Genomic DNA, 15,755 nt, shown 5'->3' on the forward strand with positions numbered 1-15,755 from the left:
TCCCATTACCATAAGGTATGGGAGTTCTTGGTTTGTCGACAAAGCCATCTTAGGCCAAACCTTGAACGTAGGCATCTACTGCTACGATGGCTTGGGCAATATCAGAAGCCTTCACTTCAAATGGCATTTGATGGATGGTTTCTCCTTCGATGGTGGCCTGTTGGCCAACCTTGAGAAGATCTTCATAACTTGCAGTTTCAAGATGCATTTCTTTCAGAGTGGTTGGCATACCGATTTGTTGATAGAAACGAATGTATTTATTCAATTCTTCCTTCGGACGGTTTTCCAAGAACAATTGAACCAAGGTTCCATAGGCTACTTTTTCACCATGAGTCAAATGGTGGATGTCCCCAGTAAGGGCAGTAAAGCCATTATGGATGGCATGGGCAGCTGCTAATCCCCCACTTTCAAATCCAATCCCACTGAGAAGGGTATTAGCTTCAATAATGTTTTCAAGAGCAGGGGTTACGACTTTGGCTTCACAAGCAGCCATGGCTTGAAGACCGTCTGCAAATAAGGTTTCTTCACAACGTTGTGCAATGGCGACACCCGCTAAGGTTTGTCGTTGACCCAACATGGTTTTTCCATTGGCTTGCATTACCGCACGCGCTTCGACCCAAGTCGCTAATCCATCTGCGATACCAGAAGCGAGCAAACGTTTTGGTGCTTGAGAGATGACTTTGCTATCCACCAAGACCAATTCTGGGTTTTTAGAATAGAAAATATAGCGAGCAAAGGCACCTTCATCCGTGTAGATAACTGACAAAGCGGAAACGGGAGCATCTGTAGAGGCAATGGTAGGAGCAATCACAACTGGTGATTTTAAAAGATCGGCAATAGCTTTCGCACTATCGATGGTCTTTCCTCCACCAAGTCCAATGACCAAATCACAGCCATTTTCTTCTGCCAAACTAACCACACGATTGATTTCGTTATCAGAAGCTTCTCCATTGAAGAAGACTGGCAAAACCGTGAGCCCATTTTGACCAAGGTATTCTTCAAAACGCTTCCCTACGATATCATAGACCACTGAATCACATAGCAAAACAGGGTGATTCCCTAATTCTGAAATAGATTGCGCATTTTCAAATAAGGCATTCTCACCTTGAATGTAACGTGACGGACTTGCAAAATTTCTCATAGTCTGCTCCTTTAAAATTTATTTAGTTCACACCTATAGTAGCATTTATTTCTATGAAATTCAAAGAATTATACAAGGCTCCACTCAATTAAATTTATCTGTTCAGGCAGCCATTGAAAACGCTTCATTATTATTTGATTATTTGATTTCTCTTATGATTTCTAATCCACTCAAAAATCCCCAAAGCTAGTTTCAGTAGGTTGAAACTTGACTTTGGGGATTTTTATTTTTTTCACGAGCGATCAAGAAAATCAATCGCTTAACTGAAGTTGAGACTACTTACTTTGATCAACGAAACGAGTATCGCGAAATTGAACTCGCCCTAAAAGCGTCGAGAAAAAGAGAGATTGCCTGGTGGGCATGGCCCACATGGTCAAGAAAATCAATCAATTGCTTAACTGAAGTCGAGACTACTTCCTTTGGAAAAAAGATAAATCAATTGGCATTCAGGGAATGCGGCATTGATTTCCTATTTTTCTGCAGGAAGTTTCGGTAAACCGAATCGTCTCTCCTATCTTAGTTTACCAAATAATCACACGATCCTCTGGTGCGCGCCACATGCCGTCGCCTTCTTTGACATCAAAGGTTTCAAAGAATTCGTCAAAGTTTGGTAATTGGACATTGGTGCGAAGTTTTCCTGGTGCATGGACATCGACACTTGCGAGGAGTTGCATGTACTCTGTCCGAGCTTTCATGCGCCAGATGCGAGCAAAGTTGGTGAAGAATTCTTCTGCTGAGAAATCTTCCTCTTTCTTAGCGGCTTCAAGGGCTGCAGCGATACCACCGAGGTCTGCTACGTTTTCAGAAACGGTCAATTTCCCGTTGATCTTGGCACCGTAAGAGTCTTGTCCTTCAAACTGATCGATGACTTTTTGAGTCCGAGCGGTAAAGGCTTCGTAATCTTCTGGCTTCCACCAGTCTTTCAAGCTACCGTGCTCATCAAAGGATGCTCCATTGGTGTCAAAGGCGTGGGAGATTTCATGGGCAATGACTGCACCGATTCCGCCGTAGTTGGCTGATGATGATTGGTGAAGGTCATAGAAAGGTGCTTGTAAAATCGCTGCTGGGAAGACGATTTGGTTCTGTTGCGGATCATAGTAGGCATTGACCAGGTGGGCTGGCATGTGCCATTCGCTTCGATCAACCGGTTGGTTCCACTTGCTCCAAGTATGGGCAATGGAAATTTCGTAAAGGGCTTGAGCATTTTCAACCAAGGTCTTGCTTTCGTCGATGATCTTTTTGGCGTATGTTTCTGGTAATTTTTCAGGGTAGCCGATATGTGGTGTGATGACATTGAGTTTGACAATGGCTTTTTCACGAGTTTCAGGAGCGAGCCAGTCTGCTTTTTCTAAGCGCTCCTTGTAGACGTCAATCATGGTCGCTACTTTATGCTCTACATCTGCTTTTGCTTCTGGTGAAAATTTTTCTCCCGCATACCAGAGTCCAAGCGCTTGGCTATATGGTACTTCTGCTAATGACAAGGCCGCCTTTTCTTTTGGACGAGGTTCTGGAACACCTGCAATCGTACGACTATATTCACCAGCCAAGACACGGATTTCTTCGGTCAAGAATAAAGTCCAATCTACGGCTGCACCGAGTTTCAATCTTGCATGAATAGTTTCCCAGTTGGCTGCTGAATAGAATGTTGGTGCGAATTCCTTCCAGAAACGCTCTTCTGGAACGATGATTTTATCCGGAGTTTGTCCGATCACTTCTGTAAAGAAAGTATCGAGTGGCAATTCTGGAACCAAGGCCTTGAAATCTGCCCACTCATAAGGATGGTAGAGTTTGTTGTACTCGGATCTTTCTTCATTTGACAAGATATATTTGGCCAATTCTGCATCCGACGCAATGACCTTATCCAGGATATCTTTGATTTCTGCCTCTGAGAATTCAAATTTAGGTAAGAGTTTTTCCATCATTTGGCGCCAGATAGCCAGCAATTCTGGTCCTTTTTCGTTGCCTTCTTCATAGTAGGTCGTATCTGGCAAGATATGAGCCGGCGCTTCTCCCCACAAGACATTCATTTGAGCATTCATATAGTCTGGTGACACGCTAAATGGCATGAGATTTGGTTTGCCAGCTAGTTCATAGGTACCCAACTTGCTGGTATAGTCTTCAAAAGAAGACAGAGCCTTAATTTCATTGATCAAAGGCATAGCTGGAGCGACACCGGCTGCTTCTCGCGCATCAAAATCTGCCACCATTTTGTGGTATTTGACGAAGTTTTGCAGAATGCTGTCTTCAGGCAGCTCTTCTCCCCGTTGCCATTTTCCAGTGATATCCAACATCAAGTTTTCGATATCTTGGATCAAGTCCATAAAACCACCAGTTGACGGTTTGTCATCAGGAATCACAGCTGTCTCAGCCCATTCCCCATTGACGTAATCATAAAAATCATCTTGTAAACGTACCATGATCTTCTCGCTTTCATTCTTTTCTAATAACCTTATCAAAAATAGGAACTTTTTTCAATGATTTCAAGAGATTTAAGTTGAATTATTTTAAAAATTAACTTGACTTAACTTTTTATTCGTGTATAATTATTTCAAAAATTAACTTGACTTAATTTTTTTATTCATGTATATTAATGGTAAAGGAGCAAAATCATGATTCAAATTGAACATCTCAGTGTTGCTTACCAGCAAACACTGGCCTTGGAGGATCTTTCCCTCACCATCCAGGGTCCAACCATCCTAGGCATTCTTGGCCCCAATGGGGCTGGAAAATCAACCCTAATCAAGGCCATGCTAGGACTTCTCCCTCATGCGGGAAAGGTCCTGCTCGATCAAAAAGATCTCGGCCAAGCTCTTCAACGAGTGGCCTACGTCGAACAGAAATCCGCTATTGATTTCCACTTCCCCATCACGGTGCGGGAGTGCATCTCACTGGGTCTTTATCCCCACCTTTCTATCTTCAAGAGAAAAAGCAAAGAAGATCTCCAAAAAGTGGAAAATGCCTTGAAACTTGTCAATCTTCTTGATCTAGCGGATCGCCAGATCGGCCAGCTTTCAGGAGGGCAATTCCAACGGGTGCTGATCGCCCGCTGCTTGGTCCAAGAAGCGGATGTCATTTTTTTGGATGAGCCCTTCGCAGGGATTGACTCTGTCAGCGAAGACATCATCATGCAGACCCTCCAGACCTTGAAACAAGAAGGCAAGACCATTCTGATCGTCCATCACGACCTCAGCAAGGTCCCAGCTTATTTCGACCAGGTCCTCCTCCTTCATCGTAAACTGATTGCATTTGGGAAAACAGAGGAAACCTTTACCAAAGAAAATCTGCATGCAGCCTATGGGCATGAACTCTTTATAGGAGGTGGCGTCGGATGATTACAGAATTTATCGATGGATTACAGCAATTCCACTTCTTACAGAATGCCCTGATCACAGCCATCGCCATCGGGATTGTCGCTGGAGCCGTTGGATGCTTCATTATTTTAAGAGGCATGTCTCTCATGGGAGACGCTATCTCACACGCAGTTCTTCCTGGTGTGGCTCTCTCCTTTATCCTAGGCATCAATTTCTTTATTGGCGCTATTGTCTTTGGCCTCCTGGCGTCCGTCCTTATCACCTATATCAAGAGCAACTCCATCATCAAGAGCGACACTGCAATTGGGATTACCTTTTCTTCTTTCCTCGCCTTAGGAGTCATCCTGATTGGAGTCGCTAAAAGTTCCACCGACCTTTTCCACATCCTCTTTGGGAATATCTTGGCCGTCCAAGACCGGGATATGTGGATAACCATCGGTGTTGGTGCTGCGGTCTTGCTGGTGATTGTCCTACTCTTTCGACCCTTACTGCTCACATCTTTTGATCCTGTTCTGGCTCAATCCATGGGCGTCCGGGTCAAGGTCTATCACTACCTCCTTATGGTGCTCTTGACCTTGGTTTCTGTCACTGCTATGCAGAGTGTCGGAACCATTCTCATCGTCGCCATGCTCATTACACCCGCTGCGACGGCCTATCTCTATACCAATAGTCTCTGGTCCATGATGCTCCTTTCATCCGGATTAGGTGCTCTTGCATCCATCCTGGGACTCTTTATTGGCTATAGCTTAAACATCGCCGTCGGGTCTTGTATTGTCCTCACTTCTGCTGTCTTCTTTCTCATCAGCTTCTTTATCGCTCCTAAGCAGAGAAAGAATAAGCACGCTCTTTCATCTCATTAAAGGAGAAACACATGAAAAAAACCGCTTCTATCCTCGCCCTCTTTGTGGCACTCTTATTTGGTCTGTTGGCCTGTAGCAAAGGCTCTTCTTCTGGAGCTTCTGATAAATTGAAAGTGGTCACCACCAACTCCATCCTTGCAGATATCACCAAAAATATAGCTGGGGATAAGATCGAGCTGCACAGTATCGTTCCTGTCGGCAAAGATCCTCACGAGTACGAACCGCTTCCAGAAGATGTCAAAAAGACTTCGCAAGCAGACCTCATCTTCTACAACGGGATCAACCTCGAAACCGGTGGCAATGCTTGGTTTACTAAATTGGTCAAAAATGCCAATAAAGTTGAAAACAAAGACTATTTCGCAGCTAGCGACGGAGTCGACGTCATCTACTTGGAAGGCCAAAACCAAGCTGGAAAAGAAGACCCTCACGCTTGGCTCAATCTCGAAAACGGGATCCTCTACGCTAAAAACATTGCCAAACAATTGATCGCAAAAGATCCCAAAAACAAGGACTTCTACGAAAAAAATCTAGCTGCCTATACTGAAAAACTCAGCAAGCTCGACCAAGAAGCCAAACAAAAATTCAACAATATCCCAGAAGAGAAGAAGATGATTGTAACCAGCGAAGGCTGCTTCAAATACTTCTCCAAAGCCTACGGCGTCCCATCCGCCTATATCTGGGAAATCAATACGGAAGAAGAAGGCACACCTGACCAAATCAAAACGCTGGTAGAAAAGCTCCGGCAAACCAAGGTGCCTGCCCTCTTTGTTGAATCTAGCGTCGATGAACGTCCTATGAAAACTGTGTCTAAAGATACCAATATCCCGATCTATGCAAAGATCTTCACTGATTCCATTGCCAAAGAGGGAGAAAAAGGTGATAGCTACTACAGCATGATGAAATGGAACTTAGACAAGATCGCAGAAGGTTTGAACAAATAAGATTCCAAACTGATTAGATTCTCAAACAAATCAGTGGCTCTTCCCCCTTCATTGATGTACAATGAAAAGAAAAAAGGAGTCTTTGCTATGACAACATTTTTAGGAAACCCTGTTACCTTTACCGGATCTCAACTTCAAGTTGGCGATACTGCTCATGACTTTTCATTGATCACTCCAGCTCTTGAGAAGAAATCTTTAGCTGATTTTGCTGGCAAGAAAAAAGTCCTCAGCATTATCCCATCCATCGACACAGGTATCTGTTCGATGCAAACACGTCACTTCAATCAAACCTTATCGGATATGGAAGACACTGTCGTCTTGACGGTCTCTGTCGACCTTCCTTTTGCTCAAGGTAAATGGTGCGCTGCTGAAGGGCTCGACAATGCCATCATGCTCTCAGACTACTACGACCATTCCTTCGGGAAAGCATACGGCCTCTTGATCAATGAATGGCACCTACTCGCACGCGCTGTCTTGGTCTTAGATGCGGATAACAAGGTTACTTACGTTGAATACCTAGACAATATCAACAGCGAACCAAATTACGACGCTGCAATCGAAGCCGTCAATGCGCTTGGATAAATGAAAAAAGAGGTCTGCGACCTCTTTTCCATTGCTATAAAATCCGATGAAGTCCATTCTGTAGGAGGACGCGCCAGCGTAAGCGAGGGATGCCTCTGAGGAAACTCCGCACGCGCTGTGCCACTTGTTGCTTGTAGCTCTTGCCTCCTTGTGCAAAGACTCCTTTTCGACTCCAGTAGCCTTCGACACTGCGATCATTTTTAGGGGCTAGATAGCGAACATCTTGCTGATAGAGGACATGCTTGCGAAAGGCTGGATCCCAAGCTTTGACGGGGTCAATATCTAAGTCCTTATGGGTCCGTCCCCTAGCCAGCCCGTAGTTAAAACTAGCCCCATTGACAATGCCATTTTCAGAAACTTCTACTGGATCGACTTCATTGAGAAAACGCCCGGCTTGATCGAGAATATACTCCGTATGGAAATTTAACAAGACCTTGAAATTGACTTGTTGGGAGGTCCCTGATGGATAATGAAGGTGACCATCTGGCCCTAGGGAGACCTTATTGTGAAGGCGAGCAGCCGCATAAGCATCCACCGTGACCGCTCTAGCCTCCTGTAGGTAAGCTTGTAAGGCCTCCTCGTCAGTCTGTCCAGCTCTGGCCTCATGCGTCCGAATCCACTGGGCTTGGTAACTTGAAAGTAGGTAGCGTAACTGGTGAACCTGGCGTTTCAAGAGCTGATCTCCCGACTGATCTGCTAAGGGATCCTTTTCAAAGGCGATTTGCACGACGTGTGAAAAAGCCTTCCAAAAGTCGGAACCTGGCGGACAATCTGGAGCCATCCTACTCAGAAGAAAGGCTGTTTCTTCACAAGTTCCGGACAGGTCACTTGGCATAAGAAGAATTTTCATGACTCCCCTCAGCAAGTCTTGGGCAGCCGTTTCCGTTAGATCTTTGATCTCTTGAAACCACATATTTTGAAACAGAGGACTGGCAAAGAAAAAGACAGACTGGTATTGTTCTTGGTAGGCTTGTGGATCTTTCAATCCCTGCAAGTGCTTCTCTAGATAGGCTAAACTACTCTCTCTCCAGCCTAATCTCACTAATTCCCGTCTGTTCATAGTGCCGTCCTTTCTATGCTTCTATACTACCATCTTTTGGAGCTTGAGACAATTCTCATTACTCCACTAGCGTTTTTGAGGAGATTTTTGATATACTAGAAGTGAGCGAAGAAAAGAGGAAAGCATGACACCAAACAAAGAAGATTACCTCAAGTGCATTTATGAAATTGGCACAGAAGTAGAAAAAATTAGCAACAAGGAAATCGCGAGTCGCATGCAGGTCTCTCCACCCGCTGTGACCGAGATGATTAAGCGCATGATCTCAGAGGGTCTCTTGGTGAAGGATAAGACCCATGGGTATCTACTAACGGATCTAGGATCGCAGTTGGTCTCTGATCTCTACCGCAAGCACCGCTTGATCGAAGTATTTCTTCTGGAAAAACTTGACTATACAACTGAAGAAGTCCATGAAGAGGCAGAAGTTCTCGAGCATACCGTTTCTGAACATTTCATTGACCAGCTGGATCACATGCTTGGAACTCCTAAGACCTGCCCTCACGGTGGGACAATTCCAAAGAAAGGCGAAAGGCTTGTCGAAGCCTACCAAGACCGTCTCAGCGAAGCGACCCAACCTGGTCTGTATATTCTGCAAAGGGTCCATGACACCTATGAATTGTTAAAATTCTTAGACCAGATCCATCTCCAGATTGGGGATACTATCGCGTTTCAACGATATGATGACTACACAGGCCTCTATCACTTAGTCATCCAAGGACAAGAAATTTCTATCAACCAAGTGATCGCCCAACAACTCTATATCGAAAAACATGCAGTCTAAACCGACTGCATGTTTTCTTACTTATGGATTTTTTGTATCTAACAAAATCGTCACTGGACCATCATTGATCAATTCAATCGCCATATCGGCCCCAAAGATCCCTCGTTTGACAGGGACTTCTTTTTCTAATTGATCATTAAAGGCATCATATAACTGACTGGCCATATCTGGCTTGGCAGCCCCTGTAAAAGCAGGACGGTTGCCTTTTTTGGTATCCGCAAAGAGGGTAAATTGAGAGATCGACAAGATTTCCCCTTGGACATCTTTGACCGAAAGATTCATCTTATCTTCCTCATCTGAGAAAATCCGCATCTGCGATACCTTGCGGACCGCATAATCCAAATCCTTCTGGTCATCCTCAGGCCCCACTCCCACTAGGAGCAACAAGCCTTGCTGGATCGCATTGTAGACTTGACCATCAATGGAAACTGAGGCACTCTTAACCCGTTGAATCACTAATTTCATTTTACTATCCTATTTTATAAATCTATTGGGCATTCACTACTAACCTTCAAAGAACATCAACTTCAGACAAAGCAGTGAGACGCAGGCAGACTAGCTGAAAAGCAACGGCTGTTCAGTTGCTTTTAGAGCAAGGCAGCAAGGCGAGCTAACCAACTAATAAAAGAATTCTGACCATGTTCTTACTTACTTCAAAGAAAATCGGCTCCAGACAAGGCAGTGAGACGCAGGCACACTATCTGAAAAGTAAAGGCTGTTCAGTTGCTTTTAGTGCAAGGCAGCGAGACGAAGACAGTACTTAAGTACGGCGAGACGAGCTAACCAAGCAATAAAAGAGTTCTGAGCAGCCGAATTAGCCGTTGGTACGCTTAACAGAGTACACCTCCGGCACACTCTTAATCTTATCCACAACTGTTGTCAACATAGACAAGTTTGGAATCCCAAAGGAAATGTGTATATTGGCAAATTTCATATCTTTGGTTGGTTGGGCATTAACAGTTGAGATCATCTTAGCTGTATTGGAGAGGACTTGGAGCACGTCGTTCAGAAGGCCTGCACGGTTGAGCCCGTAAATATCGATGTGAGCGATATAGTCCTTGGTCGTGTTGTTATCTTCCCACTCCACATCAATCAAGCGTTGCTCGTAGTTGTCTTGGGCACGTAGGTTCATACAGTCTCGACGATGAATCGCAACACCGCGCCCTTTGGTAATGTAGCCGACGATTTCATCACCTGGAACTGGGTTACAGCACTTTGCAATCCGAATCAAGAGCCCAGAAGCACCTTGGATGACCACGCCACCTTCGTGACGGACCTTGAGGGTGTCTTTTTTATTTTCAACCTTGACCTCGCCACCTTTGACTAGCTCTTCTGCTTCTGCGCGTGCCTTAGCCCGCTCTTCTTCTCGGCGTTCATCCTCCGTCAAGCGGTTAAAGATGGTAATAGCCCCAATCTCTCCAAAACCAATCGCCGCAAACAAGGCTTCTTCTGTCTTATAGCTTGATTTTTGTAGCACTTTGTCCATGTGCTTTTTGTCCATGAACTTATTGGCTACCAAGTCATGCTCGTGGAATTGGGCCATCAAGAGGTCACGGCCACGGTTAATAGACAATTCCTTATCTTGATTTTTAAAGAATTGACGAATCTTGTTGCGCGCCTTGCTGGTTTTGACAAGGGTCAGCCAGTCACGGCTCGGACCAAAGGAGTTGGCATTGGTGATAATCTCCACCTGGTCTCCCGTCCGAAGTTTGGTATTAAGGGGCACCATCCGGCCGTTGACCTTGGCACCAATCGCTTTTTCCCCAACCTTGGTGTGGATTTCATAGGCAAAATCGATCGGCCCAGAATCTTTCGGAAGCGAGCGCACGGTTCCATCTGGTGTGAAGACGTAAATCTCTTCTGCCAGGATGTCTTCTTTTACATTTTCAACAAATTCTTTGGCATCGCCTGACTGGTCTTGGAGTTCCATCATCTCCTTAATCCAGTTCATCCCAATAGCCGATTCCTTGCTGTTAACTTGACCCTTGATCCCTTTTTTATAGGCCCAGTGAGCCGCAACCCCGTACTCAGCAACCTCATGCATTTCCTTGGTTCGGATCTGGAACTCAATCGGTCCTTTAGGGCCGTATACAGTCGTATGGATGGACTGATAGCCATTGGCCTTCCGGTTGGCAATATAGTCCTTAAATCGACCCGGCATTGGCTTCCAGAGCTCATGGATATAGCCCAGCATGGCATAAACATCACTTGGAGTGTCCAGGATGCAGCGGATGGCAATCAAGTCATAGATTTCATCGAAGCGTTTCTTCTTATCCTGCATTTTGCGATAGATCGAATAGATATGCTTTGGTCGACCATAAATTTTCCCATGCAGATGGCGTTCCCCAGCATAGGTCTCGATCTTGTGGACAACCTCTTCGACCAACTCTTCTCGCTCGCGACGTTTTTCCTTCATCATATGCGAAATCTTGTAGAATTCAACTTCATTCAGATAACGGAAGGACAAATCCTCAAGCTCCCACTTGACGCTGGAAATCCCGAGACGGTGGGCGAGTGGCGCATAGATCTCCATGGTCTCACGCGAAATGCGCTCTTGCTTATCCTTGCGCAAATGCTTGAGGGTACGCATATTATGCAAGCGGTCAGCCAATTTAACCAAAATCACGCGGATATCTTGAGACATGGCCATGAGCATCTTGCGATGGTTTTCCGCCAACTGCTCTTCATGGGACTTGTACTTGACCTTCCCGAGCTTGGTCACCCCATCGACAATCACGCGCACATCATGACCAAATTCGCGCTCTAAATCATCTAAAGTCGCATCCGTATCTTCCACGACATCATGCAAAAAGCCGCAGGCGACCGTCACAGCATCCAGTTTCAGCTTGGCAAGGATCCCTGCTACTTGAATTGGGTGGATGATATAAGGCTCGCCAGACTGACGGAATTGCCCATTATGGCAATCAACCGCATAGACCAAAGCCTTTTGTACAAAAGCAACATCTTCAGGTGATAAATATTTTTTTGTAAGGGCAACGACTTGGTCCCCTGTTAAATTCTCTTCTTTCGGCATGTATTTTCTCCAGTTTCTTGGATACTATTTTAACACTTTTAGAAGCAGATGGGAACCAATGAAGCTACTTTAATATACGGATACTTCTCGAAGATCATTCTGGGATCCACCTTGCTTTCATCATTCTTGTAAAAAAACTAACGAAGCGATTCCTTCACTTCGTTAGTTCATTAATTCTGTGACAACACTCACGGCGCTGAGGGCGTAGAGTGGCGCTGTTTCTGCTCGCAGGATGCGAGGACCAAGTCCTGCAAGAATGGCTCCTTTAACTGTAAAACTTTCAATTTCTGCAGGGGAGAGGCCTCCCTCTGGCCCAAAGATAAAGAGCAATTTGCTTCCAGCTTCCAATCCGGTCAGAGACTGAAGTAAAGCTGCTGCCTCTCCTTCTTTAGCCGACTCTTCATAAGCCACCACGATCCGATCAAACTGTTCTAACTGAGCCAGAAAGTCTGCCTTTTTCTCAAAAAGGGTAATGCTTGGGACCAAATTCCGCTTGCTTTGCTCGGCTGCTCCAAGGGCAATTTTTTCTAGTTTTTCGACCTTTTTACCCAACTTCTTGCCGTCCCACTTGGCAACGGACCAGTCTGCAGGAAAGGCCCAGATTTGGCTAGCACCCAGTTCTGTTACTTTCTGAGTGATGAACTCCAGCTTGTCTCCCTTGGGAAAGCCTGATGCGATGGTCACTTGGACTGGCAGTTCCACATTGTCAGCTAATTCCTCAACCAGCTCCAACTGACGGGCTTCTACATTGACCACGCGCGCCAAGCGCTTGATCCCATCATCAAAGACTAAAGTCACCTCATCATCTTCTTTTAAGCGCATGACCTGAAACATGTGCTTGCTGGTTTCCTTGTCCTCAATGGCGACAGGTGAGCTAGCCAAACCTTTTACAAAATACTGCTGCATGCTAGCCTCCAATCACACCGGAGACATCCTTGGTCTTCTTGAAGACGCAGGCATTCCATTCCCCTTGGATCATGTGGGTTTCAAGGAAGAATCCTGCTGACTCAGCCGACTCGCGCACCATGTCCCACTTGTCCTTGATAATGCCACTCATGATGAGATAACCTTCATCCTTGACCAAGCGATAAGCATCATCTGTCAGATGGATAAGGATATCCGCCAGGATGTTGGCCACGATGACATCTGCCTCAATCTCCACGCCTTTCAGCAAATCGCCTGGGGCTACATGGATGTTTTCCATGCCTGGGTTGAGTTCAATATTTTCCTGAGCGACGCGAACCGCTACGTCATCCAAGTCATAGGCAAAGATTTCCTTGGCACCAAGAAGGGAGCTAGCAATGGAAAGGACACCTGAACCAGTTCCTACATCTAGCACCGTTTCGCCACCACGGAGAACCTGCTCTAAGGCAAAGAGGCTCATCTTGGTTGTCGGGTGGGTTCCTGTTCCGAAGGCCATACCAGGATCCAGCTTGATAATCTTTTCTCCCGCTGTCACCTCATAGTCCGTCCATGACGGCACGATGGTCAAGTCATGAGTGATACGAGCTGGTTCATAGTATTTCTTCCAGTTGTCTGCCCAGTCTTCCTCAGCCAAGGCAGTCGTACCCATCTTGACCTCACCCAGATCCATAAAGTCGGTCAATTCTGCCAAGCGAGCCTGCAAATCCGCTTCAACCGCTGCTACATCAACCGTTTCCGGGTAGTAGGCCGTCACCACGATTTCTTCTTGCTGCTCGACCTCAGGAAAAATCTCCCCGAAACGGTCGACATTCCCCACATAGTCCATGCTGTCTTCGATTGCGACCCCTTGGGCACCTAACTCGATCAAGAGGTTGGAGACCAGCTCCTCCCCTTCACGCTTCACTGTAACTTTTAACTCTTGCCATGTTTCCATCATTAAGATACCAAGCCCGTAAAACACAAAGCCAAAATAGGAAACTCTCTGAAGACACTTGTGTCTAAGAGAAGTTTATCTTTTTGGCATAGTGTTTAGGGCGGGTTCAGTTTAGAAATTTAACCGAACCGTCCTTTCTATTTGTCAATCAATTTTTTCATGTAGACCATATCCATACCTTCTTTTTCAGGCTCGATATGGGTTTGATGGTAGCCATTCTTCTCGTAGAAGGCGACCATGCCTGCATCCTGTAACACCGTACACAGATCCCACTGTGTGATGGTTGGAAATTCCTCTTCTAGCAAGCGCAATCCTTCAGAACCATACCCTTTTTCCTGATACGGAGGCAAAATCGCTGCTGTTCCCAACCAAGCTTCCGTTAACTCTTCATTGGTATGAATTCGTAAAAAACCAATCTTCTCTTCGTTTTCTTTCACAAAGTAGTAATAGCTATTGGGACGCTCGACTAATTTCCACTTGATTCGTTCGCGGTCCTCGAGATAAGGGTCATATTCATCATGGTATTTTTCATAAACAGCCTTAAAGCTAGCTCTTTGAATCGCAATGACGTCCTATAAATCCTCTTCTCCTGCTCGTTCAAGTCTTATCATAAACTCTCCTCCAAATAATCCCTCAATCTCCCCTGTAGCTGAGGCACTGCCTGTTTAGACTTCAAAAACTCCTCAATAGGCATCAGTTTATAGGCCTGTCCTTCATCCCCAAAGGTAATATTGTCAAATTGTTCTTGTCTTAGCTGACCAACCATAAAGACCGATTGCTTGTCTTTAAAGATTACGCTAGGATAAATCTTGCTCCAAAGCAGACAGTCTTCATCTAAATGAATTCCCAGTTCCTCATAAACTTCACGCGCTGCGCATTCAAAAGGGCTTTCGTTTCCTTCACGACCACCACCTGGCAACTCCCACATGTTGGGACAAGGGATATCGTCCTTGTCATCACGTAAGATAGTCAAGACCTTATCCCCACAAATCAAGGCAATCTTGCAACCTTGGAAATCCATTCTGCTATCCAATAATTCCATGATATTTACTCTTTTCTATGATAACAATTACTCTCTAGGAAAATACGAGCTAGCTTTCTTCGATTACTTTTTGGCACTCTGCATCCCAGTATGCTTGCCATCTGCCATGTTTTTTAGCAAAATAAACCGTAAACTCATCATTTACATAATCTGCAACATAGCGAAGATTAGGCGGGTTTTCCTCAAAACTTAATATCCAAGGATGGAAGTAAAAGGTTTTCTCCCACCTCTTCTGAGTATAGCCTAGATCCTTAGCATACTGAGGGATGGGTTGTTGCAACTCGCTTTCCAAATGGGACTGAATGGCATTATCAATACTATTTAAACGAGCTAATAGTTGCTTAAACTGATATTCCTCCTCAATTTTGAAATCACCTATGAACTCAAATTCTGCAAAATCTATAGAAAATTCAAATAATGTGATTTTACCATCCTCAACATAGTGCCCATCTTCATCAACACAACAACGAGTTCCTGACTTCAATACTCGCTCAAAATCTAAATCCGCAAAGCGATTGCGGGGAAGAATGCAAACTGATTGCTCAGATTTATCTGACCTTCTCCTGAAAAACTGTTTGACTTTTTCTAGCATAGTTTTCCCCTTCTCCTTGAATCCAGTATTCAAAAAAACACTTAGAATCTTTTCTAATATCTCGGATAGGGATAAAAGGTGCTTTCTTCTAGGCCAACTTTGCCTTCTTCAAAAACTTCTTGGTTCCAGACGATCTCAAAGCTCTCTGCTTCTTCGTCTGCTAAGAAATCCATGAGCTCATCCAAGGCCAACTCAGCTGTATCTCGGAGGAAAGTCGCAAAATAGGCTAGAAACTCACGAGACAAGCCTTTTTTAGGCTCATAAGGAATCGCCGTTAAATAGGCATCTTCTTCCACATGAGACTTGGCTGGATTGTAGAAGAGCACGGCTTCTTCAAAGAAAATATCCTCATCAGACTCTTCACCGGCTTCATCAACCAGTGCAACCCCGCCTGTGTTTTGCGCTTCCAAGAGAAAAGCCACTTCTACCGCATGGTTTTTCTTATCCCAATTGATCTCAAAATCAAAGGGAAAAACCTTGTCCATCTCCTCTTCTAAAACATCCAAAAATCCGTATTTAGACATAGCGTCCTCTTTCTAATTTCCCACTCTTAGAG

The 15,755-nt window shown here is 45.0% G+C and carries 16 protein-coding genes; 5 read left to right on the top strand and 11 right to left on the bottom strand.

What is annotated here, in order from left to right; genetic code table 11:
- Nucleotides 1-49: 49 nt before the first annotated feature.
- Nucleotides 50-1,141, bottom strand: a complete 1,092-nt coding sequence (locus tag GMC92_RS10170; RefSeq protein WP_061591484.1) for a glycerol dehydrogenase — start codon at nucleotides 1,139-1,141, stop codon at nucleotides 50-52.
- A gap of 521 nt (nucleotides 1,142-1,662) precedes the next feature.
- Complete coding sequence (locus tag GMC92_RS10175; protein ID WP_155200304.1) at nucleotides 1,663-3,558, bottom strand: M13 family metallopeptidase; 1,896 nt, start codon at nucleotides 3,556-3,558, stop codon at nucleotides 1,663-1,665.
- A gap of 192 nt (nucleotides 3,559-3,750) precedes the next feature.
- Between GMC92_RS10175 and GMC92_RS10180 the strand changes: the two genes are divergently transcribed.
- The 4 genes from GMC92_RS10180 (at nucleotide 3,751) to tpx (ending at nucleotide 6,835) form a co-directional block, all read left to right on the top strand.
- Complete coding sequence (locus GMC92_RS10180; RefSeq protein ID WP_049473923.1) at nucleotides 3,751-4,473, top strand: metal ABC transporter ATP-binding protein; 723 nt, start codon at nucleotides 3,751-3,753, stop codon at nucleotides 4,471-4,473.
- Nucleotides 4,470-5,312 carry a metal ABC transporter permease gene (locus tag GMC92_RS10185; protein WP_003004302.1) on the top strand — a complete coding sequence of 281 codons (843 nt, stop codon included), beginning with the start codon at nucleotides 4,470-4,472 and terminating at the stop codon, nucleotides 5,310-5,312. Before GMC92_RS10180 ends, GMC92_RS10185 begins: the two co-directional genes overlap by 4 nt.
- Before the next feature lie 11 nt (nucleotides 5,313-5,323).
- Nucleotides 5,324-6,253, top strand: coding sequence for a metal ABC transporter substrate-binding lipoprotein/fibrin-binding adhesin FimA (fimA, locus tag GMC92_RS10190; RefSeq protein WP_061455730.1), 930 nt, complete (start codon nucleotides 5,324-5,326; stop codon nucleotides 6,251-6,253).
- 87 nt (nucleotides 6,254-6,340) lie between these two features.
- Nucleotides 6,341-6,835, top strand: coding sequence for a thiol peroxidase (gene tpx / locus GMC92_RS10195; protein WP_061455731.1), 495 nt, complete (start codon nucleotides 6,341-6,343; stop codon nucleotides 6,833-6,835).
- A gap of 34 nt (nucleotides 6,836-6,869) precedes the next feature.
- Here the strand turns inward: tpx and GMC92_RS10200 are convergent, their stop codons facing one another.
- Entirely contained in the window at nucleotides 6,870-7,895 is a 1,026-nt protein-coding gene (locus GMC92_RS10200) for a DUF3114 domain-containing protein (RefSeq protein ID WP_061455732.1), read from the bottom strand.
- A gap of 124 nt (nucleotides 7,896-8,019) precedes the next feature.
- On the opposite strand from GMC92_RS10200, the gene GMC92_RS10205 reads away from it, so the two are divergent.
- Nucleotides 8,020-8,673 (top strand): metal-dependent transcriptional regulator, encoded by a 654-nt coding sequence (locus tag GMC92_RS10205; protein WP_155168078.1) that lies wholly within the window; start codon nucleotides 8,020-8,022, stop codon nucleotides 8,671-8,673.
- 21 nt (nucleotides 8,674-8,694) lie between these two features.
- Here GMC92_RS10205 and dtd read toward each other — a convergent pair whose 3' ends face one another.
- The 8 genes from dtd to GMC92_RS10245 all read right to left on the bottom strand — a co-directional run bounded on the left by dtd (nucleotide 8,695) and on the right by GMC92_RS10245 (nucleotide 15,723).
- Nucleotides 8,695-9,138: a D-aminoacyl-tRNA deacylase gene (gene dtd / locus GMC92_RS10210; RefSeq protein WP_003004672.1), complete on the bottom strand. Its 444-nt coding sequence runs from the start codon at nucleotides 9,136-9,138 to the stop codon at nucleotides 8,695-8,697.
- Between the two features lie 349 nt (nucleotides 9,139-9,487).
- Nucleotides 9,488-11,707 carry a RelA/SpoT family protein gene (locus GMC92_RS10215; protein ID WP_070465231.1) on the bottom strand — a complete coding sequence of 740 codons (2,220 nt, stop codon included), beginning with the start codon at nucleotides 11,705-11,707 and terminating at the stop codon, nucleotides 9,488-9,490.
- A 162-nt stretch (nucleotides 11,708-11,869) separates the two neighbouring features.
- Nucleotides 11,870-12,613: a 16S rRNA (uracil(1498)-N(3))-methyltransferase gene (locus GMC92_RS10220; protein ID WP_070845857.1), complete on the bottom strand. Its 744-nt coding sequence runs from the start codon at nucleotides 12,611-12,613 to the stop codon at nucleotides 11,870-11,872.
- A 1-nt stretch (nucleotide 12,614) separates the two neighbouring features.
- Complete coding sequence (gene prmA, locus GMC92_RS10225; protein ID WP_125826758.1) at nucleotides 12,615-13,565, bottom strand: 50S ribosomal protein L11 methyltransferase; 951 nt, start codon at nucleotides 13,563-13,565, stop codon at nucleotides 12,615-12,617.
- A gap of 137 nt (nucleotides 13,566-13,702) precedes the next feature.
- Nucleotides 13,703-14,131, bottom strand: a complete 429-nt coding sequence (locus GMC92_RS10230; RefSeq protein WP_338324061.1) for a GNAT family N-acetyltransferase — start codon at nucleotides 14,129-14,131, stop codon at nucleotides 13,703-13,705.
- 41 nt (nucleotides 14,132-14,172) lie between these two features.
- Complete coding sequence (locus tag GMC92_RS10235; RefSeq protein WP_155200305.1) at nucleotides 14,173-14,607, bottom strand: NUDIX hydrolase; 435 nt, start codon at nucleotides 14,605-14,607, stop codon at nucleotides 14,173-14,175.
- A gap of 49 nt (nucleotides 14,608-14,656) precedes the next feature.
- A complete protein-coding gene (locus GMC92_RS10240) occupies nucleotides 14,657-15,199 on the bottom strand; it encodes a hypothetical protein (protein WP_155200306.1) in 543 nt (180 codons plus the stop codon).
- Nucleotides 15,200-15,252: 53 nt separating this feature from the next.
- The gene (locus GMC92_RS10245) at nucleotides 15,253-15,723 is read right to left on the bottom strand and encodes a DUF3013 family protein (RefSeq protein WP_003009881.1); all 471 of its coding nucleotides are present in this window, start codon (nucleotides 15,721-15,723) and stop codon (nucleotides 15,253-15,255) included.
- Nucleotides 15,724-15,755: the final 32 nt, after the last annotated feature.

Source organism: Streptococcus parasanguinis, assembly GCF_009717775.1.
Lineage (GTDB): Bacteria > Bacillota > Bacilli > Lactobacillales > Streptococcaceae > Streptococcus > Streptococcus parasanguinis_AG.

Coding starts and splice junctions, on each gene's coding strand:
- GMC92_RS10170 (WP_061591484.1), bottom strand. CDS start 1,141: ATGAGAAATTTTGCAAGTCCGTCACGTTACATTCAAGGTGAGAATGCC.
- GMC92_RS10175 (WP_155200304.1), bottom strand. CDS start 3,558: ATGGTACGTTTACAAGATGATTTTTATGATTACGTCAATGGGGAATGG.
- GMC92_RS10180 (WP_049473923.1), top strand. CDS start 3,751: ATGATTCAAATTGAACATCTCAGTGTTGCTTACCAGCAAACACTGGCC.
- GMC92_RS10185 (WP_003004302.1), top strand. CDS start 4,470: ATGATTACAGAATTTATCGATGGATTACAGCAATTCCACTTCTTACAG.
- fimA (WP_061455730.1), top strand. CDS start 5,324: ATGAAAAAAACCGCTTCTATCCTCGCCCTCTTTGTGGCACTCTTATTT.
- tpx (WP_061455731.1), top strand. CDS start 6,341: ATGACAACATTTTTAGGAAACCCTGTTACCTTTACCGGATCTCAACTT.
- GMC92_RS10200 (WP_061455732.1), bottom strand. CDS start 7,895: ATGAACAGACGGGAATTAGTGAGATTAGGCTGGAGAGAGAGTAGTTTA.
- GMC92_RS10205 (WP_155168078.1), top strand. CDS start 8,020: ATGACACCAAACAAAGAAGATTACCTCAAGTGCATTTATGAAATTGGC.
- dtd (WP_003004672.1), bottom strand. CDS start 9,138: ATGAAATTAGTGATTCAACGGGTTAAGAGTGCCTCAGTTTCCATTGAT.
- GMC92_RS10215 (WP_070465231.1), bottom strand. CDS start 11,707: ATGCCGAAAGAAGAGAATTTAACAGGGGACCAAGTCGTTGCCCTTACA.
- GMC92_RS10220 (WP_070845857.1), bottom strand. CDS start 12,613: ATGCAGCAGTATTTTGTAAAAGGTTTGGCTAGCTCACCTGTCGCCATT.
- prmA (WP_125826758.1), bottom strand. CDS start 13,565: ATGGAAACATGGCAAGAGTTAAAAGTTACAGTGAAGCGTGAAGGGGAG.
- GMC92_RS10235 (WP_155200305.1), bottom strand. CDS start 14,607: ATGGAATTATTGGATAGCAGAATGGATTTCCAAGGTTGCAAGATTGCC.
- GMC92_RS10240 (WP_155200306.1), bottom strand. CDS start 15,199: ATGCTAGAAAAAGTCAAACAGTTTTTCAGGAGAAGGTCAGATAAATCT.
- GMC92_RS10245 (WP_003009881.1), bottom strand. CDS start 15,723: ATGTCTAAATACGGATTTTTGGATGTTTTAGAAGAGGAGATGGACAAG.